Source organism: Candidatus Poriferisodalis sp. (genome assembly GCF_965204195.1).
In the GTDB taxonomy this organism is placed as follows: Bacteria; Actinomycetota; Acidimicrobiia; order Acidimicrobiales; family Poriferisodalaceae; genus Poriferisodalis.
The window spans coordinates 3,017,830-3,041,338 of the sequence record NZ_OZ241975.1 but is presented as its reverse complement, the minus strand read 5'-3'; the positions used below and the strand labels follow the sequence as shown (position 1 = coordinate 3,041,338).

The following is a 23,509-nucleotide window of genomic DNA, read 5'->3' as shown; positions in this document are numbered from 1 at the left end:
GCGTGCGGGGCGAACGGCAGGTGCGGCTGCAATGCCGGTGCAGTCATCACGCGGCAAGCGATCGCAACCGGTCAGGGGCACCAGTGAAGGGCAAGCGTCGAGGGTCAGCCGCCAACGGCGGACCAGCCAGCGTCACTGATCAGCAGCTGGCCGCTGCGGTAGCTGATGTGATCGATCCCGAGTTGCGCCGGCCCATCGGCCAGATGGGCATGCTGCGAGCTGCTGCAGTCGCCGGGCGCGCTGCACAGGTGCTGGTCGCACTTCCGTCGAATGACTGGCCGGCTGCGGGGCATGTGTCCCACGCTGTCAGCGAGGCGGGACGCGCCCTCGACGGCATCGACGATGTGGTCGTGGAATTCACCGTTATGGACGAGGCCGAGCAGTCGACGTTGCGGGCTCAGCTCATCGGCGACCCGGCGGCCACCGCAGGGACGCAGGCCGGCCACGGACACGCCGAAGGCCGCGAGGTGCCATTCGCCCAGGCCGGCAACAAGACCCGCGTGCTGCTCGTGGCCAGCGGCAAGGGCGGCGTCGGCAAATCCAGCGTGACGGTCAACCTTGCGATTGCGCTAGCCCAGCGCGGCACGCGCACCGCCGTCATCGACGCCGATGTGTGGGGTTTCTCCATTCCCCGGATGCTCGGCGTGCAGCGCCCGCCCACCGTGATCGACCAGATGGTGGTGCCCACCGAGGCGCACGGCGTGCGGTGCATGTCAATGGGCTTCTTCGCTCGCGAGGACCAGCCGGTGATCTGGCGCGGCCCGATGCTGCACAAGGCGCTCGAGCAATTCCTCACCGATGTCTTCTGGGACGAGCCGGACCATCTGCTCATCGATCTGCCGCCCGGCACCGGCGACATCTCACTGTCGCTGGCGCAGTTCCTGCCCCGTTCGGAGATGCTGGTGGTGACCACACCGCAGCCTGCAGCGCAGAAGGTTGCCCAGCGCGCTGCCCAGATGGCGGGACGTGTGAACCTGCAGGTGAGGGCGGTGATCGAGAACATGAGCTGGTTCACCGGCGACGACGGCAAGCGCTACGAGCTGTTCGGCTCCGGCGGCGGCCAGGCGCTGGCCGACGAGTTGGACGTGCCGTTGCTCGGCCAAGTGCCGCTGGTGCCGCAACTGCGCGCGGGCGGCGACGAGGGCATGCCGATCGCCGCGGCAGACCCCAACAGCGAGACGGCCGGTGTATTCCAGGACATGGCGCGCCTGCTGTGCACCGAACACCTGCCGACCCGCCGCTACAACGAGGGATTGAAGCTGCTGTGAGCATCACTGCGGCGCCGACGCCGATCGGCTCGCTCGACAAGCTCAGCTTCGACAACCGCTTCACTGCCGCGCTGCCGGCTGACCCCGACGCCGCCAACGTCCGCCGGCAGGTGATGGGTGCGTGCTATTCGAGGGTCGAGCCGACACCGGTGCCCGCGCCGCACCTGCTGGCGCACAGTGCGGAGATGTTCGACCTGCTGGGATTCGACCCCGACTTGGCGAGCGACCCGGAGTTCGCAGCGGTGTTCGGCGGCAGCACGCTGCTCGACGGCATGGATCCGCATGCCCACTGCTACGGCGGCCACCAGTTCGGCAACTGGGCCGGTCAGCTCGGCGACGGCCGTGCCATCGCGCTCGGCGAAGTGGTTGACCGCAACGGCCAGCACCAGACGCTGCAGCTCAAGGGCGCCGGCCCAACGCCGTATTCCCGCACCGCCGACGGCTTGGCCGTGCTGCGCAGCTCGGTGCGCGAGTTCCTGTGCAGCGAGGCGATGGCACATCTCGGCGTGCCGACGACCCGGGCGCTCAGCTTGGTGGCGACGGGCGGCATGGTGATGCGCGACATGCTCTACGACGGCCACCCCGAGCTCGAGCCCGGGGCCGTGGTCTGCCGAGTGGCGCCGTCGTTCGTACGGTTCGGAAACTTCGAGATCTTCGCCTCCCGCGGCGATATCGACACGCTGCGCACCTTGGCCGACTTCGTCATCGGCAACGACTTTCCTGACTTGGCTGCCGACGCCGGGTCCGGCAGTTCCTCGTCGGAGCGGTATGCGCAGTTCTTCGACGAAGTGGTCCGGCGCACGGCCGACATGGTCTGCGAGTGGATGCGGGTCGGCTTCGTCCACGGCGTGATGAACACCGACAACATGTCGATTCTGGGCCTGACGATCGACTACGGCCCCTACGGCTGGCTCGACGACTACGACCCCGACTGGACCCCCAACACCACCGACGCCGCCCACCGGCGCTACCGCTTCGGCACCCAGCCGCACATCGCCCAGTGGAATCTGATGCAGCTCGCCAATGCGCTGTATCCGCTCGTCGGCGAGGCCGAGCTGCTGCAAGCAGCCCTTGACGGCTACGTGCCGTATTTCGAGCAGAAGTGGTCGGCGATGATGGCCGCCAAGCTCGGACTGCCGGCGCTGGAATCCGAGACCGACACTGAGCTGGCGACCGGGGTGCTGGAGGTGCTGCGGCTGGTCGAGACCGACATGACGGTGTTCTGGCGACGGCTCGCCACCGTGGACACCGCTGAGGGCGTCGACCGTGCCGAGCGCATCGCCCCGCTCGCCGATGCGTACTACGCGCCCGACGAGGTCACCGACGAGCACCGCTCAGCCACGAGCGAGTTTGTCGAGCGCTACGCGGCCCGGCTGCGAGCCCAGGGCATTGCCGACGGCGCACGGGCCGAGACGATGAACCGAGTCAATCCCAAATACGTCCTGCGGAACTACCTGGCCCAGCTTGCGATCGACTCCGCCACTGCGGGCCGCCCCGAAGCCATCGGCGAGCTGCTCGACGTCATGCGTCATCCCTACGACGAACAACCCGATCGGGAGTCGTACGCAGCACTGCGCCCCGACTGGGCCCGCACCCGGGTCGGCTGCAGCCAGCTCTCCTGCAGCTCCTGACCCGCCGACCACAGCGATCGGGGTCGATCGTCAGGGTTGAGGTCTCGCTTGGCCGGGCCACTCAGAAGTTGCGGATATAATGTATACTGCACTAATGCGGCGTATACAGCTCTACATCGAGCCCGACATCGACGACGCCCTGTCGGCGGCTGCTGCCAGACGAGGGGTCTCGCGGTCCGCGGTTGTGCGAGAGGCTGTCCGCTCAGCGCTGCGTCGCGACAGCGATGTGCTCGCTCTAGACCCGTTGGACGCGCTCGTCGGCAGCGTCGACGTCGCCCCCGACGACGATCTTGACGCCGTCATCTACGACACTGAATCGTGAGGTTCGTCGACACCTCGTTCTGGATCGGTCTGCTGGTCCCACGCGATCATCGCCATCGTGACGCAGCTGCGTTGTGGCCGGGCGGCAGCCCGCTCAGGACGTCCAACTTGGTGATGGGCGAAACCTGGACGTGGCTGCGTCGTCGTGCCAGCCATGCAGAGGCTCTGCGCTTCGTCAACATGATGCACCAATCGCCACGCGTCTCGATTGCAGTGGTGGACGCTGCTGTCGACCAGCGGGCTTGGGAATGGCTGGCCGCCCACGACGAGCGTTCGTACTCCTACGTCGACGCCACGAGCTTCGAGATCATGCGCCGCGAGAGAATCACCGAGGCACTTGCATTCGACGGCGACTTCAGCGCAGCCGGCTTCGTCGAAGTCCGCCCCTGACGGTCAGGCAGTCGTGCGCAGAGGGACTTGCCAGCGCGTGAGCCGCGTGGTGCTCGCGCCGGTGCCGCGGGTGCCACGGCTGCCTGACGACATCGTTAGCGGCTGATCTCGGCGGCTGGGCACCGTTCTGCGGCGCTGTCGACGTTCTCGAGACTCTGGGCCGCAAACCCCGACCCTTGACCCGCACAGCGACCTAAACCTGCTGGTCAGAGGCGGTTTCAGGGTGTACGTAAAACGTTCGTATTGTATACACCTCGCACAGGCCCGTCAACACCCCGGCGGCGCTTCTGAGCGCTGACGCTGCGCAACCGCCCGGGCGGGCCGCGAACCCCCATGCCCGCTGGGATTCCGCCCTGACGCGCCCCGCTGGCCGCGCTGCGCCGCCGACGGCTCCCAGATGTCCGTTCGTGTCCGATCCGGGTGCTCGCAAAACGAACGATTTCCGTACAGAAGGGGTCCGCCATGTCTCAGAGAATCGGCATCTCTTGGAGAACCGCGGCGGCGCTAGCGGCAGCAGTCGTGCTGCTGCCGCTGCTGGTGTTCGTAGACCTGCCAGAAAGCGCAGCTCACACCAAGACCGTTAGACGATGCATCGTCGACCCGCCCGTCAATCACTGCTGGGACGAAAAGGTCGCCCACACCCACCCCAAGCCGACGCCGACCGCCGCGCCTGATCCGTGTCCGCCGCCTGCGCACGACCACGGCGACTACGGCTGTCACTGGTCCGGCGACCCCCACACCACCACGCCCCCGACTACCGCAGCGCCGCCGCCGCCCGAGTGCCCAGCGGGCCAGATCGGCACCCCGCCGAACTGCGTGCCGAAACAGACGGCCACCTACACCGTCAAGCCGTGCACCCCATACCAAGTCATGCCGGGGGTGACATACCAGCGCCACAGACACCCCCTCGGCAGCGGCACCACCGACACCGAATGCCACCACCACGAAAACTCGCACTGCCCCGCCGGACACACCGAGCACGGCGGCCACGGCTCGCAGGACTGCCGCAAGAACGACCCCGTCGACAACATCTTCACGCGCGTTCAACACCTGCTCAAACAAGGCGGGAAAGCCGCCCTCAAAGCCGTTGCCGAGACGCTGAGGAACGAAGCCGCAGACCAGCTCGAGAGCATCGACTGGGACAGATTCGAAACCGACCCCGTCGAGGCGTCGAAACTGCTCGAACTGCTCAATCCTGTGCTGCGGCGGCAGAACATCGAGGTCTACACACTCGACGACCTGCAGACCCTGTGGTCCGACATTGGCCGGGGCGGCCGGGGCGGCGCCGGGGCTGTGGCGTGCGATATCGGGGTCGAGGCCGGCCTAGCGAAACTCACGAAGGGCAAGAGCCTCAAGAAGAGTGTCCGCAAAGCGGTACGCACCGTTGTCGTCGCCGTGTGCGGCGGTGTTACAGCGTTGGCACCGGTGCCAGATCCCGACGACGACAGCGGCGACGACAGCAGCACGCCGCAGACGCCGGCGCCGACCACCACGCAACCGCCGGCGCCGACCACCACGCAACCGCCGTTCGACCATACCGATTGCCACACATGGCTCGAAGCGATACGTGCGTGCATCAAGATCGACGAAAGAGACGGCAGGGCGACAATCACGTATCACTGAGCCCGTGCCGGCAGCCCGCGGCCCGCGCTGCCGCCCCGCCTACGAGCAGGAAGTACCTTGAAGCCATGAGCACCACCGAGGCGGCGACGAGCCCCGCCCAACAGAGCCCGAGCCCTTGGCGGCGGTCTGTTTGGCCTCTCGTGCTGGGTGTCGCCTTGCCGCTGTTCGTGCTCGGCCTGATAGAGGAGCACTGGCTTTCGTTGGAGGGACGTACGGGCCTGATCTTCGGCGTCGGCATAGGTGGGGCGGCCGGCGTGACTGTGGCGCTCATTCTCGGCAGGCTGAGAGAGCGGCGGCAGCGGCGCGAGGCTGCCGACTAGACCGCTGCGGCGCTTCGCGTTCCCGGCCCGGAGCTAGGACCGCCGCCGCTGGGCGCCTGCCCCGCCGGCCTGCCTGCTGCCACGCCCGGGCCGCGGCGGGGCCGTGTCGGTGCCGGCTATCGCCCGTTGGCCGGCCGTCGGTCTCGTACTGGCGGCGACGGGAGCAGCGGCTCAGGCAACGGCGGCACAGCGTCGACCGTGAAGACCTGCCGCGGACGCGCACAGAGCGCCCTGACCCACCACGATCACGGCGGCACCGTCGACTGCCACCGCAAGAGCGACAACAGCCACTCCCACCCCGAACCCGCCAAGCCCACTGTGAAGACCTGCAGCGGACGAGGACAGCCTTCACACACCCACCACGATCACGGCGGCACCGTGGACTGCCACCGCAAAAGCGACGCCCCCGCCGGCCACGGCCACGCCCCCATCACCGCCAGCGACCCAGTAGGCGACGCGCTCAAGCGGGCCGGGAGCCTGATAGCGACCGGCACCAAAGCCGCCCTCAAAGCCGCTGTCGAGGCGTTGAGGAACGAAGCCGCAGACCAGCTCGAGAGCATCGACTGGGACAGATTCGAAACCGACCCCGTCGAGGCGTCGAAACTGCTCGAACTGCTCAACCCCGTGCTCGAGCAGAGCAACCTCGACGTCAGGGTCTACACACTCAACGACCTGCAGACCCTGTGGTCCGACATCGGCGAGCAGGGCCGGGCCGCCGCCGCCACCGGCGCCGGGGGTGCAGCGTGCTACGTCGCGGTCGAGGCCATCCTGGTGAAGGTCACGAAAGGCAAGAGCCTCAAGCCGGGTAACCGCCACGCGGTAGGCCTCTTCCTCGGCGCCGCGTGTGCCATTGGGGCAGAGCAGGTGCCGGTGCCAGATCCCGACGGCGACGGCAGCAGCGACGACGGCAGCAGCGACGACGACGCCAGCGACGACGACAGCAGCGACGACGGCGACGGCGACGGCGACGACAGCAGCGAGACGCAGCCGACGTGCCAGCCGTGGCCGAACTGCCGCACTGCCAAGCCCAGAGACGGCGGTGGCAGCAGCACGCCGCAGACGCCGGCGCCGACCACCACGCAACCGCCGGCGCCGGCCACCACGCAACCGCCGTTCGACCATACCGATTGCCACACATGGCTCGAAGCGATACGTGCGTGCATCAAGATCGACGAAAGAGACGGCAGGGCGACAATCACGTATCACTGAGCCCGTGCCGGCAGCCCGCGGCCCGCGCTGCCGCCCCGCCTACGAGCAGGAAGTACCTTGAAGCCATGAGCACCACCGAGGCGGCGACGAGCCCCGCCCAACAGAGCCCGATCCGTTGGCAGCGATTTCGCTCGCAGCTCGGGCTGGGCATCGCCTGGCTCGTGCTGCTCGTGCTGTGTGTCGCCTTGCCGCTGTACGTGACCGTCCAGATAGTCCTGGGACGTATGGACCTGATCAACGCCGGCATAGGCGCGGCGAGCGGCGTGACCGCATATCTCATTCTCACCGGGCTGAGAGAGCTGTGGCGGCGGCAGCGCGAGGCCGAGGCCTTCGACTAGGGCCGCGGCGCTTCACGTTCCCGGCCCGGAGCTAGAGCCGGCGTCGGGCCGCGCTCGGGCCGTTGCGGGGCCGTGTCGGTGCCGGCTATCGCCCATTGGCCGGCCGTCGGTTTCGTACTGTGGGTGGCCATGAGCGCCGCAGCCTCCCAGAACCCCGCCGAGGTGAAGCGCCGAGCGGCTGCGATGCTCGCCAACGGGGCGAGCGTGCGGGCGCTGGCGCATGAAACCCCGCGACCGCCGCGAGCGCGTGACCTTCTTTGTGCTGTGCTTCTTGGGGGCTCTTGTGAACGTATGGGTGTTGAACTGGGCCGGGTCGGCAGGCTGGCCGGTGTGGTCTACAGCGCTCACGGTCTTGGCTGTGTTCTGCGCGTTGTACGCCCCCTTTCATCTTTGGTATCGGCGGCGCACGCCCGTCATGGCGGCGAACTAGGGGCATCCGCTAGAGCTTGGGGTGCCGCTCGGGGCTGTCCCCGAGGCCGGAACCCGCAGGAAGCTGGCTGCGCCCGTTGCGGGCTGGCGGCACGACCGTTGACGCAGGCTGCAGCCGTGTGCTGCGTTGTGCGCGGGCTGTCCCGATGGGGCATCCGCTAGGACTTGGGATGCGGCTCGGCGTGTGGCTGAGATCGATGCGGCGTCCGGCGAACCTTTCAGCACCACGCCCATGACGTGCCCGCCAGGTCAGCACTCCTGCAACGGCGGGAGCAGCGACGGACCTAATGGCTGCGCTGTTCGGCGGCGTGGCGGGCGGCGTTGGCCTCGGCCTCCTGGTCGAGCTGGGCGGTGCGCAGCAGTGCTCTGACGCTGGAGGCCGGCCACTCGGTCTTGCCGGTGGCGGTGCGAAGCCCTGCTTCTTGGAGCGCCGCGGCGATCTCGCGCGGGCGCATGTCGTCCGCGTGCATCGCCACGGCCAGTTCCTTGGCCGCCTGGGGCTGGCGGCTTGGCCGCCCGAGCCGCTGGCCCCGGCTGCGCGCCACTGCGAGGGCCGCCTTGGTGCGGTCGCTGATGAGCGAGCGGTCGAGTTGGTTGGCAGCACCGAGAATGGTGAGCAGGAACGCGCCGACCGGCAGGTCACCATTGACGGGAACGTCGAGCCCGATGAGTTCCCAGCCGCCGTGGTCTGCCAGATCGAGCAGAGCCTGCAGATCGCTACTCGACCGGGCGAACCGATCGAGCCGCACCGCCACGAGCGCGTCGGCCTCGCCGGCGTCGAGCTGCGCGAGCGCCATGGAGAGCTTCGCCCGTCGGCTGGGTTCGATGGCGGCCGACACAGCGTCGTCAGTACAGAGGTCGACGATCTGCCAGCCCCGTTGGGCTGCTGCGGCTTGCACCGCACGATGCTGCGCCTCGATGCCTAGGCCTGACGCAGCCTGGGCGCCTGTGGAGACCCGTGCGTATGAAATGGCGCGCAATGCCGTGAACTCGTTCATAGGTTGATGCATCGGACGAACAATAGTATCTACATACAGACGTTGCCATCGTGATTGTTTGCATCAATCGAGTCGTACACGCGCCGGGCCCTGGACGCCACGCTGGCTGCGCGAACCCGCTTGACGCGCGTGCCGAGAGCTCGCACAGGTTCAGCAGTCGCGGACGACCCCACCGGTAGCCTGCGGGGCCATGGACATCCGGATCGGCATCACGCACGGCGGCCGCGAACTCAGCGTCGAGATCGACGACGACGGCGCCGATGACGCCGCAGCCGCGCTCGAAGGCGCACTGGGCGGCGATTCGACGGTGCTGTGGCTGACAGACCGCAGCGGCCGCCGCGTCGGGGTGCCCGTCGACAAGCTGGCCTTCCTCGAGCTGGGTCCGGCTGGCGATCGGCGCATCGGCTTCGCCGCGGACTGAGGCAACGATGCGGGCGCCCGCTGATCGGCCCCGGCCCGCACCGCACGCGCACGACAGCCCACGCGAGCACCTGCGCCGCCTCATGGCGTGGTGGTCTCTGCTTGCAGACCTGTCGTTCTCGGACTTGCTCCTGTTCGTGCCGGGGCAGCTGAATTCGCTCGACGAGCTGCCGGACGACACTGCAGGCACTGCCCCACACGGCGAGAATCCAACGCGCCGACTCGGCTCCGATGCGCAGATCACCGTCATCGGCCAGATCCGTCCCACGACCGGGCGCACCCTGTACCGCGACGACCACGTCGGGCTGTGCGTCACGGCTTCCGAGCGCCCGCTTGTCTCGGAGGCGTTCGCGCGCGGCGTGATCGTCACCGGTGAGGGGCTGCGGGTGCCCGGAGACAGGCGGGCGCGCATCACCGCGGTGCCGGTCACCTACGACGGCGAGACGATCGCCGTCATGAGCAGCGAGGTCACGCCGCGCTTCACCGACATCCGCGACCCGGGCGAGCTGGAGCGGACCTACATCGCCACCTTCGGGCGGCTGGCTCGCATGGTTGCCGCGGGCTCGTTCCCCTACCGCGGGGTCGACATCGCCGGCGAGGGGACACCCCGGGTCGGTGACGGACTGTTCCTGACCGATGAGACGACGCGCATCGGCTTCGCGTCGCCGAATGCGGTGAGCGCACTGCACCGCATCGGCGTCGGCGGCAACGTGCAGGGACGGCGTGTACGCGACCTCGATCTGGGCCCCGATGTCGTGGGGCGAGCGATGAGCGGCGGCATCCCCGCGGTGGGCGAGGTCGAGCATCGTTCGGTGACCGTGCAGCTGCAGGCGCTGCCGCTGACCGACACCCCGGTGCGCAATGCGCTGGTGCTGCTGCGAGATGTCACCGAGCTGCGCCGCCGCGATCGGCTGCTCATCTCCAAGGACGCCACCATCCGCGAGATCCACCACCGCGTCACCAACAACCTGCAGACGGTCTCCTCGCTGCTGCGCATCCAGGCGCGCCGCCTGGAGTCACGCGAAGCCAACCGGGCGCTCGAGGAGGCAGTCCGGCGCATCCGCGCCATTGCGCTCGTCCACCAGACGCTCTCGAGCGAGACCACCGACGATGTCGACTTCTGCGACGTCGCTGAGACGCTGACCGAGACGATGCGCCAGAGCATCACATTTCCGGAGCGGCCGATCGAGTTCACCGTCTCCTGCGAAGCGGGGATGCTGCGCTCGCAGACGGCCACATCGCTGGCCGTGGTGCTCAATGAGCTGCTCCAGAACGCCGTTGACCATGCCTTCCCCCAGTTGTGGGAGATCGAGGACCAGGCGCTCGAGGCGGCGCCGGCCCTCGACGAGAGCCCTATCGGCCGAGTCGAGGTAGAGATTTCCCGGCCGTCGGCCGATCTGTTGTCGATGGTCGTCCGTGACGACGGCGTCGGGATCCCGCCTGGCTACGACACTGAGCGATCTGGCGGGCTGGGCACCTCGATCGTGCGGGCTCTGTGCGGTGCAGACCTCGGCGGCACGTTCGAGGTCCGGCGCCGGATGCCCCCGCCGGGATCCGAGGCGGTGGTGCAGATCCCCCTGCGGACCATCGCCTGACCGCCGCTCAAGATGCCGAACTCGTTGCGCTGAAGGCCGGCACCTGAAGTCGCCCGCAGTTATGAAGATATATGATTCTGGCCGTGGCCATTGAACGCCTCACCATCTCGCTTGAGTCAGGGCTCGCGGCTGCGGTCCGTGACGCCGCTGTGACAGACGAGCAGAACATGTCCGCGTGGCTGGCCGATGCCGCACGCCGTCGGCTTGTCACCCGGGGCCTGCACGATGTCGTCGCCGACTGGGAGGCCGTGCACGGGGAGTTCACCGAGGCTGAATTGGCCCGAGCGCGCGCTGAGCTGGGGCATTGACGGCGTTAGTGCTTGACGCAGGAGCGCTGATCGCGCTCGACCGAAACGATCGCGCCATGTGGGCGCGCCTGAGGGCCGCCGCCGACGCTCGCGACATCGTTGCCGTCCCAACGGGCGTCATCGCACAGACGTGGCGAGGTGGTCGCCGTCAGGCGCTGCTCGCCAGAGCGCTCATGCATTGCGAGGAGCTAGTTCTCGACAGCGCGATGGCCCGGGCCTGCGGGCGGCTGTGCGCCCGCTCCCGCACTGGCGATGTCATAGACGCTTCGGTAGCGGTCGCCGCAGCACAGCTCTCTCATCACCACCGCACCGTTGTCGCAACATCAGACCCCGACGACATCAAGGCGCTGACCGCGACACTCTCCGGTCAAGTTGTCGTGGTGACCGTATAGACGACACAGCTGAGCCGTTCATCAACCCTCGCTTCGACATCCCAATGCGTGCACGAGCCGGTGGCAGCAGTCGTATTGCGCCCAGGATTCGCTTGGTAGTGACCCTCTACGAGCTGCCGGAGAGCTGGCTGGAGCCGACTCGGGTACGCGCCCAGTCGGGGCGCAGTGCTGCGTAGGACTCCCGATCGGGTTGTTCGTCGTAGGGACGACACATGACGTCGAGCAGCTCGCCGCCGATCAGCACAGCCAAGTTCGCAAGTCCTACCGCTGTCTCTGGCCGGTCACGCGCCAGCACCAACCACGACGGACGCCGCGACGGCGGTCCTAGCTCCGGGCCGGGAACTTGAAGCGCCGCACCAACAGCGCGCTCTAGGCCAAGGCCAAATCAGACCTTGGCTGCCGCGTCGCTCTCAGCCGCACGCCGCCGGCGCTCCCGCTTCGCGAACGACCTATACGACACGATCACGTAGGTCAGCAGTGCGGCCCACATCGCCCCGATCAGCACCCAGTTGCCTGTGCGGTGCGCCGCGCCGAACACGTAGGCCGACGCGCCGCTCACAGAAATCATGATGATCCACCAGCGGATCCCGAACTTGGGCCGTGGCTGTTCGGGGGGCCGTGCGGTGGTCATGGTGTCAGGGTAGTTCGTTGCGCTCAGGGCCTGAATATGCCTCTCGCTCACTTGCAGAATTGCGAAAAGCCGAGCTGACAGCGGAAACGGTTCTTGATTGCTTCTAATTGCTCGCGGGTGATGCGCCCGGCAATTCTGTCGCGGTTTGCCTGCGCTAGCTGGCCCGGCGACACCTCGCCGGACTCGGGCTCAGACTCATCGTCCGGCTGAGGCTGCGCCGCGGCCGTTCCGCCTTCGCTCGGTGTCGGCTGCGTTTCGCCGCCGCTGCTGTCGCCGCCGCTGCTGCTGCCATCGCCGTTGCCCGAGCCTGAGCCGCGGCCGGACCTGGTGCCCTTGGCACCCTTGCCGTCGTCGCCGTTGCCGTTCCCGTTGCCGCTGGTCCCGTCGCCGCTGGTCCCGTCGCCGCTGCTGCCATCGCCGCTGCCGATGATGGCAGTTTTGGCCGCTGCATAGAAGCCCCCGCATGTCACTCCGGTAGCAGTCTGGTACTTGGCGGCCGCTGCGATCCATGCCGGGGCTGCTGCGCCTGCTGTGGCGACGGTGCTCGTGGCTACGAGCTTGACCAGAACGGCGCAACCCGTTCCCGAGGCCACGGCCTCGATGAACGCTTGGAGGGGCTCAGGCGTCTTGTTGTAGAGCTTGTTGATCTCTTGGTTGAGCTGCCGGGCCTTGTCGGCGGTCCACTGCGCGTCGTCCTTGACGTCTGTGGCGATCTGCTCGAGGAGGTCGCGGGCTGCATTGAGCGATTCGGTGGTGCCGGTCGCTATCAGGCTCCCGGCCCGCTTGAGCGCGTCGCCTACTGGGTCGCTGGCGGTGATGGGGGCGTGGCCGTGGCCGGCGGGGGCGTCGCTTTTGCGGTGGCAGTCCACGGTGCCGCCGTGATCGTGGTGGGTGTGTGAAGGCTGTCCTCGTCCGCTGCAGGTCTTCACAGTGGGCTTGGCGGGTTCGGGGTGGGAGTGGCTGTTGTCGCTCTTGCGGTGGCAGTCGACGGTGCCGCCGTGATCGTGGTGGGTCAGGGCGCTCTGTGCGCGTCCGCGGCAGGTCTTCACGGTCGACGCTGTGCCGCCGTTGCCTGAGCCGCTGCTCCCGTCGCCGCCAGTACGAGACCGACGGCCGGCCAACGGGCGATAGCCGGCACCGACACGGCCCCGCCGCGGCCCGGGCGTGGCAGCAGGCAGGCCGGCGGGGCAGGCGCCCAGCGGCGGCGGTCCTAGCTCCGGGCCGGGAAGCGAAGCGTTGCAGCGGTCTAGTCGGCAGCCTCGGCCTCGCGGCCCCGCCGCCACAGCTCCATCAGTCCCATGGCAACGAGTATCCCGGTCAGGATGCTCGCCGCGACTATGACGTGGTCGCTGATCGGGTTCGTACGCCCCAGAATCCTGTACTCGATCACGTACACCACCAGCACGTACACCAGCACGTACGCCACGAGCCAGGCGATGCCCAGCCCGAGCTGCGAGCGAAATCGCTGCCAAGGGCTCGGGCTCTGTTGGGCGGGGCTCGCCGGCGTCTCGTAGGCCAAGTCAGACCCCGGCCGTCGCGTCGCTCTCACCCACAAGCCGCTTCGCCTCCCGCCGCCGGCGCTCCCAGACGCCGCCCAAGATGCAGAGACCGATTGTCAGGATCCCTACGACTCGCAAGACCGTCATGCCGCCGATCGTGTCGATCAGTTCCGGCGTGATGAGCCACACTCCAACGACTGAACCGAAAACCGGACCTGCGGCGATTGCGACACGCCTGGTCCATCGCTGCCTGCGCAGCGTCGTCGTGGCCGGAGCGGTCATATGGCGATTGTACCGTTCGCTCATCTGTTGTCTCGGGCTCAGTGATAGGTGATGTGGTGCACGCCGTTTACGATCCTGAAGCACATACGCGTCGCTGGGACCCATGCGTGGCACTGCGTATGAGGGTTGAACGCTGGTGGTGCGGTCGTCGGGGTCGGGCTGTCGCTGGCGTCGTCGTCGCTGGCGTCGTCGTCGCTGCTGTCGTCGTCGCTGCTGTCGTCGTCGCTGCTGTCGTCGTCGCTGGCGTCGTCGTCGCTGCTGTCGTCGTCGCTGCTGTCGTCGTCGCCGTTGTCGTCGCTGCTGTCGTCGTCGTCAGGCGGGTCTTGGCGGTTGCGTTCCGCTTCGGCCAGCTCGGCACCGCAGGAAACGGAGATGTAGGCACCGCCAACACCGCCGACGAAGGGTGCCCCTAGAGCAGTGCTAATTGCGGCAGCTCCGAGGCCGAGCGATGTGCAAAAACTGCCGATGGCGTAGTCCTTCTGCTTGGGCGTGAGCTTGTCCCACTGCTTGAGCAGCCAAGCGTTTATTTCCTCGCCGGATTTCTTCCGGATCTCGGCCTCGGCTAGTGCCGCCTCGCCGGTGTCCTCCGCTATCGCATTGACCATCCTCGTCAAGGCTGACCAAGAGGCCGCCGTAGTGACCTTGACAACGTTCACGACCGGGTCGCTGGAAATGATGGGGGTGTGGCCGTGGCCGGCGGGGGCGTCGCTTTTGCGGTGGCAGTCGACGGTGTCGCCGTGGTCGTGGTGGGTGTGCGAAGGCTGTCCTCGTCCGCGGCAGGTCTTCACAGTGGGCTTGGCGGGTTCGGGGTGGGAGTGGCTGTTGTCGCTCTTGCGGTGGCAGTCGACGGTGCCGCCGTGATCGTGGTGGGTCAGGGCGCTCTGTGTTCGTCCGCGGCAGGTCTTCACGGTCGACGCTGTGCCGCCGTTGCCCGAGCCGCTGCCCGAGCCCGACCCGGAACCGGAACCGGAACCGCTGCCCGACCCCGAGCCGCTGCCCGAGCCCGACCCTGAGCCGGAACCGGAACCGCTGCCCGAGCCGCTGCCCGAGCCCGACCCTGAGCCGGAACCGGAACCGCTGCCCGAGCCGCTGCCCGAGCCCGACCCGGAACCGGAACCGGAACCGCTGCCCGAGCCGCTGCCCGAGCCCGACCCTGAGCCGGAACCGGAACCGCTGCCCGAGCCGCTGCCCGAGCCCGACCCTGAGCCGGAACCGCTGCCCGAGCCTGAGCCGTTGCCCGAGCCGCTGCTCCCGTCGCCGCCGTTGCCCGAGCCCGAGCCGCGGCCGGACCTGGTGCCCTTGGCCCCCTTGCCGCCGTTGCCGTCGCCGCTGCTCCCGTCGTCGCCGTTCCCGTCGCCGCTGCTCCCGTCGCCGCCGTTGCCGTTGCCGTTGCCGAATTGGTCGATTGGGTAGCAGCTAGGTGGCGTGCCGGTCATTCCTGCGGGGCAGGATGCGGGCGGTTTCGGTTTCGGCTTGGGTGTCTTGGGGATTGACTGGCAGTGCGGCCACGGCTGGCAGCGCGGCTGCGTTGTCGGGGTCGGGGTGGTGGTGGGCGGTCGGGGGTCGGGCAGCCGTGCGGGGTGAACGTGAGTGTGAGACACCGCGACGGTGCGGCAGTTGAACTCCATTCCCGACAGTGGGTCGAAGTCGCAGCGGCGCTCGGTCTTGCGGTGCGCTTCGGCCGGGTCGGCGCTGGCGAGCGGCACGATTGCGAGCACCGATGCGAATACCAGCAGCGCGCCCAGCGCCGAAGTGAGTCGTTTGGGCATTGGTGGGTTCCCTCCGGACCGGTTGGCGTGTGGGTGATCCGCTCACGCGCCGACCCCGAAGGGGGATCCATGCAACTGATGCCGCCCAGCGGGTCGGCGTGTACGCGAATCGTTGGTTTTCCGAACGCCCGGATCGGACACGAACGGACATCTGGGAGCCGTCGGCGGCGCAGCGCGGCCAGCGGGGCGCGTCAGGGCGGAATCCCAGCGGGCATGGGGGTTCGCGGCCCGCCCGGGCGGTTGCGCAGCGTCAGCGCTCAGAAGCGCCGCCGGAGTGTTGACGGGCCTGTGCGAGGTGTATACAATACGAACGTTTTACGCACACCCTGAAACCCCCTCTGACCAGCAGGTTTAGGTCGCTGTGCGGGTCAGGGGTCGGAGTTTGCGGCTCGAATACCGCCCTTGACAGGCAACGAAACTCAACGAGACTCTTCCGGGATGGCCAACCGCAGCACGTCGGGCACCCATTCGAGCTGGAGTTCGTCGACGGCACCGAGGTGGTCGCCGTCGAGCTGGTGACCGAACGGGTGCATCCCGGTCACGGTGACGTCGCGCACGTCGTCGATGCGCTGCACGACGCTCGGATCGGTGTCGCTCAGGCTGCCGTTGGCTCGGAACACCGCGGAGAGCACGTCCAGCGCGTCGGCGAACCGGAGCGACCGCAGCCCGACCACCGACAGTCCGGTGTGCAGTGTTGCCGCGGGAGCGATCCGCACCGGACGGCTGCCGAGGAATGTGTAGGGGTCGGTGTTCGCCGCGACGACAATGAAACAGCCGTCGATGGTCGCCGATGCCGGAGCCGTTGTCCGCACGCTCAGCGTGCCGGTCCGGCGGTCGTAGCGGCGCAGCAGCGTGTCGATGCCCGCGAGGAGGAACAGCGGGTGGCCGAGATACCGCTTGAGCGTCGGGTGCCTCTCGACCTGCTCGACGATCGCAGCGTCGAGCCCCATGCCGCAGTGGAACAGGAAATAACGGCCGGAGGTGCGTCCGAGCCCCGCTGAGGTGATGCTGCCGTTCTCGAATGCGTCAAGGACGGCTTCGGTCGCTGCCAGCGGATCGTCGGGCGTGCCGATCGTCCGGGCGAACACGTTGGTCGAACCGCCCGGCAGTGCGGCGAGAACGCAGTCGGTGCCGGCGACCCCGTTGGCGGCTTCGTTGAGCGTGCCGTCGCCGCCGAGCACGACCACCGCGTCGGTGCCGGTCGTCGCCGCCCCACGTGCCAGGCGAGCCGCGTGCCCTCGCCGGTTGGTGAAGGCCACATCGGTGTCGTGCCGCTCCGAGAGCGCCGTGTGGATGAGCACTCGCGTGCGGGCCGTGGTCGACGATGCCGAATCGTTGACCAGCAGCAAGACACGCACCGCGCAAGTCTCGCCCCGACGCGAGCTTGCGAGCGCCATGAGGCAGAGCCGGAGCCTGCGGGCGTCATTGGGCGGTGGGTGTGGCATCGAAGCCGTGAGTCGGCAGACTCTCGCCCCATGAAGGTCGTTGTGTGCGTCAAGCAGATCCCAGACCCGGCTATCCCGGGCGAGCTGGTTCCCGAGACCGGGACGCTGAACCGGGACGACAAGCTGATCCTGGACGAATCCGACTCCTACGGCGTCGAGATGGCGCTGCAGCTCGCCGAGGCGGCCGGCGGCGGCCAAGTGTCGCTGGTGTCGATGGCACCCCGGTCGGAGACGAGCGGTCTGAGGACGGCGCTCGCCATGGGCGCCGACGATGCGGTGCTCATCAGTGACGATGCGCTTGCCGGCAGCGACGCGCTCGGCACGGCCAAGGTGCTGGGCGCGGCGATCGCCGGGCTCGAGGCCGACCTCGTGCTCGCCGGTGTCGAGTCCAGCGACGGGTACACCGGCACCGTTCCCGAGATGATTGCCGGCGTGATGGGGCTGCCCTCGGTGACGTTCGCGAAGCACATCGAAATCGCCGATGGCGTCGCCAGTGTCCAGCGGCAGACCGAGGCCGGTTACGACCAAGTGGAGTGCGCTCTTCCGGCTGTCGTATCGGTGACTGCGGGCGTGGTTGAGCCCCGTTACCCCTCGTTCAAGGGGATCATGGCGGCCAAGAAGAAGCCGGTCGACTCGAAGGATCTCGCAGCCCTCGGAATCGATGCGGCCGCGGTCGGTGTGGCCGGGGCACGCCAGGAAACGGTCGAGGTGACCGATGCGCCCGAGCGCGAGGCCGGGGAGATCATCACCGACGAGGGCGATGCGCACGCCAACATCGTCGAGTTCCTGACCGAGCTCAAGGTCATCTGACCTGCCCGCCAGCTATCGGCTGACTCAGCTTCCTGACCCACTCACCCACGAAACCGACTGGAACCACCCGCAATGACGCTTGCACAGATTCTGCTCTTCGCTGAAGGCGACGCCGACGGTGCCTCCGGCCTCACGCTGGAACTGGCCACCAAGGCCCGCACGCTGGCCGACACCGTCACCGCCTTCGCGCCGGCACACGGCGAGGCCATGGCTGCCGACCTGGGCGCGCACGGCGTGTCGACCGTGTACGCACTCGACGGACTCGGCGACAGGCTGGTCGGCGTTCACGCCGCCGCAGCGCTTGCCGGGCACATCGAAGCCACCTCGCCCGATGCCGTGTTCTTCGGCCAGACCACCGACGGGCGCGACACCGCCGCCCGCTTGGCGGTGCTGGCGGACCGTCCCGTGTCCACCAACAACGTGGGCGCCGAGGTCGTCGACGGGGGCCTCGTCACCGAGGAGCCCATCTTCGGCGGCACGCAGAACATCTTCACTGCGTACCGGGCACCGGCACCGGCGCTCGCAATGTTCCGCCCGAAGAGCTTCGAGGCCGAGCCCAGCGGCGGCGGTGCCGCTGCGGTCGAGAGCGTGGCAGCAGTCGACGCCGGCGAGGCGGGGCGTGCGACGGTCACGGGCCGCCATGCCGAGGAGCGCTCGGGCCCGCAGCTCGACGACGCCGCAGTGGTGGTGTCCGGCGGTCGAGGGCTGGGTCAGCCCGAGGCGTACTCGATGGTCGACGAGCTGGCAGGCCTGCTGGGGGCCGCGTCCGGTGCTTCGCGCGCCATCGTGGATGCCGGCTGGGTTCCCTATGCCAAGCAGGTGGGCCAAACCGGCAAGGTGGTGAAGCCCAGCGTCTACATCGCCTGCGGCATCTCCGGCGCCACCCAGCACCTGGTGGGCATGAAGGGCTCCAAGAACATCGTTGCCATCAACAAGGACCCCGAAGCGCCGATCTTCGGCGTTGCCGACTTGGGCATCGTGGGCGATGTCCACAAGGTGATGCCGGCGCTGATCGAAGCCCTCAAGTCGCGCTAGTCGGCCCGCCGCGGAGGCGGCCGGTTAGACCAGCGGTTGCCACATTTCCGCTGGCTAAACCAGCGGCCAGGGCCAGCGGCGGCCGCCATCGTCGTCGGGGAACTTGCCGAAGTCGGCGAGCCATTCGGCGCGTTCGGCCAGGGCGCTGAGCTCCTCAGGCCGCAGCCAATGCGTCAGTTCGGCAGGCGGATCGGCGGCCGAACCGATGGCGGTGTCTAACTCTTCGTCGAACGGTTCTCCGCCGAAGTCCCAGATGACCGTCCGCAGCTTGAAATCGCTGGCGAAGCACAGGCCTTGGTCGATGCCGTAGATCGGCCCCCAGCGCGACGCCAAGCAGTGACCCGACTTGCGGTCGGTGTTATTGGCGATGAAATCGAACGCGCAGATCCGCCGCAGGTCGCCATGGTGCCGGTCCTCGGCAACCAGCGTGAAGTAGTGCTCTGTGAAGTCCGCGTCGATGAAGAGCTGAACCGAGCCGACGCCGAGCGGGCCGTCCCGTTCGACCGTGGGCGGGATGACGTGCCATCCCAAAGCCTCAGACAGCTCGAACGCAGCGATCTCGCGCCGGTACAGGCCAGACGGAAAGTCCCACAGCGGCCGCTCTCCCCGCTCGGGCTTGTAGATCGCGGCCGTGGGTGTGGTGGCGTGCTCGATCTGCACCAGAAAGGTGGCGTTGCTGCTGTACGGCATCCGTCCCAGGATCGAGATGTCGCCCTCCTGCAGCACCTCGAGCACGTCTGCCACAGGCGCATCCCGGATCACCGGCAGCTTCAGCTGCTCGCCGTCCTCGTCGGTCGGCATCAGGTGGTGTGGGGAGGGTGCGTTCACGCGCCGCCCTCATTCATGGAGAGACAGTGCGATTGGGGCCGGTCACGAACCGCACCGTTCATGTCTTGGGCGGACGGTGTCCGTTGCGCATGCCGAAGTCGCGGCCTTCTTCGACGAGCAGCAGTGCTTGCTGAGCAAATCCGAGCGCCGCCGGGTAGTCGAGATGGATGCGGGCTCGACCGCCGGTGCGCTCATCGTCGTCGGGATCCGACATCTCGCCCGCAGCGCCCGACTCGGCTTCGGAGTCGTCGTCATCGTCATCGATCTCGTCGGCAATCACCACGATGACCTTGCCTTCGGTGTCCATGCCGGTGGCGAGGCGGCCGACGGTCCATGCGGCGGTCACCGGTTCGACCAGCTCGCCGAAAGCCGCCGCGGGTCCTTCGTAGCTCTCGCCTTCGAGCAGTTCGCTGAGCAGGTTCGCCAGCGCCCAGACCTGCCCCTTCTCCAGCTTCAGCGAGACCACATGGCCGGCCTCGGTTGCCTGCAGGAAGAAGATCCGCTGGCCGGGCGGCCCGACGGTGCCCGCCACGAACGTGTCGGGATTGCGGAGGTCGAAATCGTCACTCATGCCGGAGCCAATGCTGCGAGGTCGGACGTGCTGTTGGTGGCCAGCACGACGGGGCCGTCAGCGGTGTACAGGATCGCAGTCACCGAGCACGGCGACACCACGATCCGCTGGAAGAGATCGAGATGGGTGCCCATGGCGTCTGCCACCAGCGCCCGAATGGGGTCGGCGTGGCTGACGGCGACAACGGTCGCGCCGCGATGGCGGGACGCCAGCTCGCTCGCCGTCGCCGCTATGCGCGCCTGCATCTGGCGGAACGTCTCGCCGTCGGGGAAGCGAAAGCCGCTGGGATAACGCTGCACCTGCGACCATGCCGCCAGCTTGCGCAGCTGGTTGAGCTTGCGGCCCGTCCAGCGGCCCATGTCTGCTTCGTTGAGGCCGTCATGGGTGCGCACGCGGCGTCCGAGCGCGGCGGCTATCGGCGCGGCAGTCTCCTGGGCACGCTCCAGCGGGCTGGCATAGACAGCCGCCACCCGGCGTCCGCCTGCGGCGATGCGCTCTGCTGCACGCTGCGCCTGCTGCGTTCCGGCCTCCGACAGGTGCACCCCGGGCCGCCGGCCGTACAGCTCGACGCCGGTGGTCGGCGTGAGTCCGTGCCGGACGAACAGCAGCAGTGTGGGTCGAGTTCGGTTCGGCACCGGGGTGACGCTACTTGCCTGGCACACTCGCAGGGTGAGCGCTGCACCGAGCCCGCCCGGCGATGTCGAGCGCATCGCGGCGTTGCGCTTGCTGAACGACGAGGTCACAGCATGCAGGCGCTGCGACCGGCTCGTGAGGTGGCGCGAGCAGACCGCCGCCGACAAGCGGGCGGCGTTCGCCGACGAGGACTACTGGGGCCGCGGCGTGCCCGGCTTCGGCGACCCGGCGGCAGCGGTCGTGCTCGTCGGTTTGGCGCCGGCTGCGCACGGCGCGAACCGCACGGGCCGGATGTTCACCGGCGACCGGTCGGGCGACTTCCTCTACGCAGCCCTGCATCGTTGCGGCTTCGCCAACCAGCCGACTTCCGTGCGCGTCGGCGACGGGCTCGCGCTGCGCGACGCGTACATCACCGCCGCGGTGCGCTGCGCGCCGCCCGCCAACAAGCCCACTCCCACCGAGCGGGACGCCTGCCGGCCATTCCTCGAGCGCGAGCTGGCGCTGCTGGTCAATGCTCGCGTCGCAGTCGCCTTGGGCGCATTCGCGTACGGCGTGCTGTGCACGATCGGCGGGGTGCGGCCGCGACCCCGCTTCGGCCACGGTGCAATCGTAGAGGTGCCCGCCGCCGAAGGGTCAGCCGAGCTGCCGCCGCTCGCTGGCATCTCCCGCATCATCTGCTCGTTCCATCCCAGTCAGCAGAACACCTTCACTGGCCGTCTCACCGCCGACATGGCCGATACGGTGCTCCGCGATGCGCGCCGGCTGGCGAACCTCGCGCCTGCCTGAATCAAGGCGGCCCCGCCTCCGGCGGGGCGTACGACTGGTGGCCGCCCTGCTGGCATCGGCGGGCATGTTCGCGTGCTCGGCCACGGTGGTCGAGGTGGAGCCGGCGACCACTGGCTCCGGCCCCGCAGGCGCTGACGCGGGGCTCGGGAACCCGGGCACGCTTGCCCCGCCGACCGTGCCCGGCACTGGCGCACCGGGGTTGCTCGCGATCGAGCCGCTCATCGCCTTCATGGATGCGTGTGTGGCCGACGCGGGTCTCGTCGGGCCCTGCCACTGCGCGGCCGACCGCATCGAGGGCAGCCTCACAGTGATCGATCTCGAGGTATTCGAGGACCGCATGTCTGGTGCGCTGGAGTTCTCGCCTGAACTCGCGGGAGCCTTGGTGGACTGCCGTGAGGCCGGGCCGCCGCCCGAATGGTCCGATGCTCAACGGCAGACGTACCTGGACGCGTGCTCGGCCGGTTCAGATCGGATGAGAAGCCTGTGCGCCTGCTCGCTGGCCCGTGCTCAGGAAGTCGTCCCCGCTCACCGGTTGAACGACTTCCTCGCAAGCAACGAGATCCAACCGGGCATCGTCGACTTCCTGAACCTCTGCCTCTAGCCCCCTACTTCTTGGTGGGCTCGGGCAGCAGCGCCGGCTTGTCCCACGCAAATTTCGGCCAGCGGACACGCGATTTCTCGCTGAGCTTGTGCATGAGCGCGATGGCACCCGGGTCCTCGTCGCCGGGGCGGCCGATGAGCGAGCCGTCGGCGAGCATCTTCATGATGATCTCCCGCCCGATGTCGGTGCGGACGATCGTGAGGGTCCAGTCGTTGTACTTGCCGATGCCGCCAGTGGAGATGTCGGCATGCTCGGCGGCGAAGTCGGGGCAGTGATTGCAGCCCTCGCGGGTCCAGGCGTGGCATTCCTTGAGGTTGATCTCGTAGTAGCCGCCGTCGTGGGTCCAGATCTGGAACACGCCCTTGATGTTCGTCTTGCGGATGCGATGCCGGTCCAGCCCGTATTTCTGCTCGAACAGCTCCTCGAAGATGGCCTCGTCGAACGACTTCGAGCACAGCAGCCCGATGTTCAGCACGAAGCGGTTGCCGACCTTGCCGACCTTGCGCGATTTGGCCACTGGAACGATCGAGCTCTGGCAGCTCATGCCGACCAGCGCGATCTTCTGCGCGCCGGCCTCCATTGCCTCGTCGTAGGCGAGCGTGTTGGCCGAATACGTGTACCGGCTGCCCGCACCCCGCAGCACGTCGTCTTTGTTGAAGGCCACCCCGGGCGAGGCGGTCCATTGGTTGCCCTCGCCCTCGCCGACGTAGGACGTCAGCGCTGCGTCGATGTAGCCGTGGTCGAGCGCCCAGATGAGGATTGCCGACACCAGCCCGCCGTCCTGGCCGATCTCGTGGACGAAGTCGTCGGACGCCCTGGTCAGGATGATGTCCTTGAATACACCCGATGGCTCGTCGGCGGTGCGGTGGCGGCCGAACATGAAGTCGTCGGCTTCGTCTTCCCACGTGCGGAAGCGGGGGCAGGCTCGCGTGCAGCTCGTGCAGCCCTTCTGGCCGTGGCCGCAGTCTTCGAGGCCGAGTTCTTCTTCGAGGTGGAACGGCGTGAAGCCGCCTTGGACATGCTCGTAGCCGATGACGTCGTGCGGGCAGGAGATCACGCATCCGGCGCAGCCGGTGCACAGCCCGGTGGTGATGACCTCGTCGTACAGCTCCTTCCACTGGAACGTCCAGCGCTGCGGTGCTCCGTTGGGAGTCGGCGGTGACTCGGTCATGGCCATGGCCACAGGCTACGTCAGGTGCCCCGCAGCGCTACGGGTCGATTGCCCGGCACCGGGTCGTGGTACCGTATGGGGCAGAGGCCAGCACCCCGAGTTCAGGTTGAAGGCTCTTTCGAGATGACTCGGGGGCTGGCCCCTTCGCGAACCTATTGGGTGCCCGTCCGGTGCCAAGAGCGAATTTCCCCGAGCATTGGGAATCT

General features: G+C 68.2%; 28 protein-coding genes. 16 read left to right on the top strand and 12 right to left on the bottom strand.

Features of this window, described 5'->3' with window-relative positions:
- Positions 1 to 83: 83 nt before the first annotated feature.
- The 8 genes from ACOGI8_RS13675 to ACOGI8_RS13640 all read left to right on the top strand — a co-directional run bounded on the left by ACOGI8_RS13675 (position 84) and on the right by ACOGI8_RS13640 (position 7,100).
- Positions 84 to 1,268 (top strand): Mrp/NBP35 family ATP-binding protein, encoded by a 1,185-nt coding sequence (locus ACOGI8_RS13675; RefSeq protein ID WP_419854342.1) that lies wholly within the window; start codon positions 84 to 86, stop codon positions 1,266 to 1,268.
- Positions 1,265 to 2,899: a protein adenylyltransferase SelO gene (locus tag ACOGI8_RS13670; protein ID WP_419854341.1), complete on the top strand. Its 1,635-nt coding sequence runs from the start codon at positions 1,265 to 1,267 to the stop codon at positions 2,897 to 2,899. Before ACOGI8_RS13675 ends, ACOGI8_RS13670 begins: the two co-directional genes overlap by 4 nt.
- 94 nt (positions 2,900 to 2,993) lie before the next feature.
- Positions 2,994 to 3,221 carry a CopG family transcriptional regulator gene (locus tag ACOGI8_RS13665; protein ID WP_419854340.1) on the top strand — a complete coding sequence of 76 codons (228 nt, stop codon included), beginning with the start codon at positions 2,994 to 2,996 and terminating at the stop codon, positions 3,219 to 3,221.
- Positions 3,218 to 3,610, top strand: coding sequence for a type II toxin-antitoxin system VapC family toxin (locus tag ACOGI8_RS13660; RefSeq protein WP_419854339.1), 393 nt, complete (start codon positions 3,218 to 3,220; stop codon positions 3,608 to 3,610). The genes ACOGI8_RS13665 and ACOGI8_RS13660 overlap by 4 nt, the downstream gene beginning before the upstream one ends.
- 462 nt (positions 3,611 to 4,072) lie before the next feature.
- Positions 4,073 to 5,233 (top strand): hypothetical protein, encoded by a 1,161-nt coding sequence (locus tag ACOGI8_RS13655; protein ID WP_419854338.1) that lies wholly within the window; start codon positions 4,073 to 4,075, stop codon positions 5,231 to 5,233.
- Positions 5,234 to 5,298: 65 nt separating this feature from the next.
- Positions 5,299 to 5,553, top strand: a complete 255-nt coding sequence (locus ACOGI8_RS13650; RefSeq protein ID WP_419854337.1) for a hypothetical protein — start codon at positions 5,299 to 5,301, stop codon at positions 5,551 to 5,553.
- 198 nt (positions 5,554 to 5,751) lie between these two features.
- On the top strand, positions 5,752 to 6,762 hold the full coding sequence (locus tag ACOGI8_RS13645) for a hypothetical protein (protein WP_419854336.1): 1,011 nt from the start codon (positions 5,752 to 5,754) through the stop codon (positions 6,760 to 6,762).
- A gap of 65 nt (positions 6,763 to 6,827) precedes the next feature.
- Positions 6,828 to 7,100 carry a hypothetical protein gene (locus ACOGI8_RS13640; RefSeq protein ID WP_419854335.1) on the top strand — a complete coding sequence of 91 codons (273 nt, stop codon included), beginning with the start codon at positions 6,828 to 6,830 and terminating at the stop codon, positions 7,098 to 7,100.
- A 713-nt stretch (positions 7,101 to 7,813) separates the two neighbouring features.
- Here the strand turns inward: ACOGI8_RS13640 and ACOGI8_RS13635 are convergent.
- Positions 7,814 to 8,539 (bottom strand): recombinase family protein, encoded by a 726-nt coding sequence (locus ACOGI8_RS13635; RefSeq protein ID WP_419854334.1) that lies wholly within the window; start codon positions 8,537 to 8,539, stop codon positions 7,814 to 7,816.
- 178 nt (positions 8,540 to 8,717) lie between these two features.
- Between ACOGI8_RS13635 and ACOGI8_RS13630 the strand changes: the two genes are divergently transcribed.
- The 4 genes from ACOGI8_RS13630 to ACOGI8_RS13615 all read left to right on the top strand — a co-directional run bounded on the left by ACOGI8_RS13630 (position 8,718) and on the right by ACOGI8_RS13615 (position 11,242).
- Positions 8,718 to 8,948 carry a DUF3107 domain-containing protein gene (locus ACOGI8_RS13630; RefSeq protein ID WP_419854333.1) on the top strand — a complete coding sequence of 77 codons (231 nt, stop codon included), beginning with the start codon at positions 8,718 to 8,720 and terminating at the stop codon, positions 8,946 to 8,948.
- A gap of 7 nt (positions 8,949 to 8,955) precedes the next feature.
- Positions 8,956 to 10,542 carry a sensor histidine kinase gene (locus ACOGI8_RS13625; RefSeq protein WP_419854332.1) on the top strand — a complete coding sequence of 529 codons (1,587 nt, stop codon included), beginning with the start codon at positions 8,956 to 8,958 and terminating at the stop codon, positions 10,540 to 10,542.
- Positions 10,543 to 10,625: 83 nt separating this feature from the next.
- Positions 10,626 to 10,850 carry a hypothetical protein gene (locus tag ACOGI8_RS13620; protein ID WP_419854331.1) on the top strand — a complete coding sequence of 75 codons (225 nt, stop codon included), beginning with the start codon at positions 10,626 to 10,628 and terminating at the stop codon, positions 10,848 to 10,850.
- Positions 10,847 to 11,242, top strand: coding sequence for a hypothetical protein (locus ACOGI8_RS13615; protein WP_419854330.1), 396 nt, complete (start codon positions 10,847 to 10,849; stop codon positions 11,240 to 11,242). The genes ACOGI8_RS13620 and ACOGI8_RS13615 overlap by 4 nt, the downstream gene beginning before the upstream one ends.
- Positions 11,243 to 11,348: 106 nt before the next feature.
- Here ACOGI8_RS13615 and ACOGI8_RS13610 read toward each other — a convergent pair whose 3' ends face one another.
- From ACOGI8_RS13610 to ACOGI8_RS13580, 7 genes are all read right to left on the bottom strand, one after another.
- A complete protein-coding gene (locus tag ACOGI8_RS13610; protein WP_419854329.1) occupies positions 11,349 to 11,492 on the bottom strand; it encodes a hypothetical protein in 144 nt (47 codons plus the stop codon).
- 135 nt (positions 11,493 to 11,627) lie between these two features.
- Complete coding sequence (locus ACOGI8_RS13605) at positions 11,628 to 11,873, bottom strand: hypothetical protein (RefSeq protein WP_419854328.1); 246 nt, start codon at positions 11,871 to 11,873, stop codon at positions 11,628 to 11,630.
- A gap of 47 nt (positions 11,874 to 11,920) precedes the next feature.
- Positions 11,921 to 12,922, bottom strand: coding sequence for a hypothetical protein (locus ACOGI8_RS13600; protein WP_419854327.1), 1,002 nt, complete (start codon positions 12,920 to 12,922; stop codon positions 11,921 to 11,923).
- 197 nt (positions 12,923 to 13,119) lie between these two features.
- Complete coding sequence (locus tag ACOGI8_RS13595) at positions 13,120 to 13,422, bottom strand: hypothetical protein (RefSeq protein WP_419854326.1); 303 nt, start codon at positions 13,420 to 13,422, stop codon at positions 13,120 to 13,122.
- The gene (locus tag ACOGI8_RS13590; protein WP_419854325.1) at positions 13,394 to 13,654 is read right to left on the bottom strand and encodes a hypothetical protein; all 261 of its coding nucleotides are present in this window, start codon (positions 13,652 to 13,654) and stop codon (positions 13,394 to 13,396) included. The genes ACOGI8_RS13595 and ACOGI8_RS13590 overlap by 29 nt, the downstream gene beginning before the upstream one ends.
- Before the next feature lie 38 nt (positions 13,655 to 13,692).
- A complete protein-coding gene (locus ACOGI8_RS13585; protein WP_419854324.1) occupies positions 13,693 to 15,423 on the bottom strand; it encodes a hypothetical protein in 1,731 nt (576 codons plus the stop codon).
- A gap of 419 nt (positions 15,424 to 15,842) precedes the next feature.
- Positions 15,843 to 16,781 carry a diacylglycerol/lipid kinase family protein gene (locus ACOGI8_RS13580; RefSeq protein ID WP_419854323.1) on the bottom strand — a complete coding sequence of 313 codons (939 nt, stop codon included), beginning with the start codon at positions 16,779 to 16,781 and terminating at the stop codon, positions 15,843 to 15,845.
- 117 nt (positions 16,782 to 16,898) lie between these two features.
- Here ACOGI8_RS13580 and ACOGI8_RS13575 point away from each other — a divergent pair, with 117 nt between their 5' ends.
- Together ACOGI8_RS13575 and ACOGI8_RS13570 are read left to right on the top strand one after the other, a co-directional pair.
- The gene (locus tag ACOGI8_RS13575) at positions 16,899 to 17,678 is read left to right on the top strand and encodes an electron transfer flavoprotein subunit beta/FixA family protein (protein WP_419854322.1); all 780 of its coding nucleotides are present in this window, start codon (positions 16,899 to 16,901) and stop codon (positions 17,676 to 17,678) included.
- 72 nt (positions 17,679 to 17,750) lie between these two features.
- Positions 17,751 to 18,713, top strand: coding sequence for an electron transfer flavoprotein subunit alpha/FixB family protein (locus tag ACOGI8_RS13570; RefSeq protein ID WP_419854321.1), 963 nt, complete (start codon positions 17,751 to 17,753; stop codon positions 18,711 to 18,713).
- Between the two features lie 54 nt (positions 18,714 to 18,767).
- Here ACOGI8_RS13570 and ACOGI8_RS13565 read toward each other — a convergent pair whose 3' ends face one another.
- The 3 genes from ACOGI8_RS13565 to ACOGI8_RS13555 are packed head-to-tail and all read right to left on the bottom strand — an operon-like array spanning position 18,768 to position 20,747.
- Complete coding sequence (locus tag ACOGI8_RS13565; RefSeq protein WP_419854320.1) at positions 18,768 to 19,541, bottom strand: SCO1664 family protein; 774 nt, start codon at positions 19,539 to 19,541, stop codon at positions 18,768 to 18,770.
- Positions 19,542 to 19,599: 58 nt separating this feature from the next.
- Entirely contained in the window at positions 19,600 to 20,112 is a 513-nt protein-coding gene (locus ACOGI8_RS13560) for a DUF3090 family protein (protein ID WP_419854319.1), read from the bottom strand.
- A complete protein-coding gene (locus ACOGI8_RS13555; protein WP_419854318.1) occupies positions 20,109 to 20,747 on the bottom strand; it encodes an MSMEG_4193 family putative phosphomutase in 639 nt (212 codons plus the stop codon). Before ACOGI8_RS13555 ends, ACOGI8_RS13560 begins: the two co-directional genes overlap by 4 nt.
- Before the next feature lie 34 nt (positions 20,748 to 20,781).
- Between ACOGI8_RS13555 and ACOGI8_RS13550 the strand changes: the two genes are divergently transcribed.
- Together ACOGI8_RS13550 and ACOGI8_RS13545 are read left to right on the top strand one after the other, a co-directional pair.
- Entirely contained in the window at positions 20,782 to 21,531 is a 750-nt protein-coding gene (locus ACOGI8_RS13550) for a uracil-DNA glycosylase (protein ID WP_419854317.1), read from the top strand.
- Between the two features lie 37 nt (positions 21,532 to 21,568).
- Positions 21,569 to 22,132, top strand: coding sequence for a hypothetical protein (locus ACOGI8_RS13545; protein ID WP_419854316.1), 564 nt, complete (start codon positions 21,569 to 21,571; stop codon positions 22,130 to 22,132).
- Positions 22,133 to 22,136: 4 nt separating this feature from the next.
- Here the strand turns inward: ACOGI8_RS13545 and ACOGI8_RS13540 are convergent, their stop codons facing one another.
- The gene (locus tag ACOGI8_RS13540) at positions 22,137 to 23,309 is read right to left on the bottom strand and encodes a Coenzyme F420 hydrogenase/dehydrogenase, beta subunit C-terminal domain (protein ID WP_419854315.1); all 1,173 of its coding nucleotides are present in this window, start codon (positions 23,307 to 23,309) and stop codon (positions 22,137 to 22,139) included.
- Positions 23,310 to 23,509 lie beyond the last annotated feature (200 nt).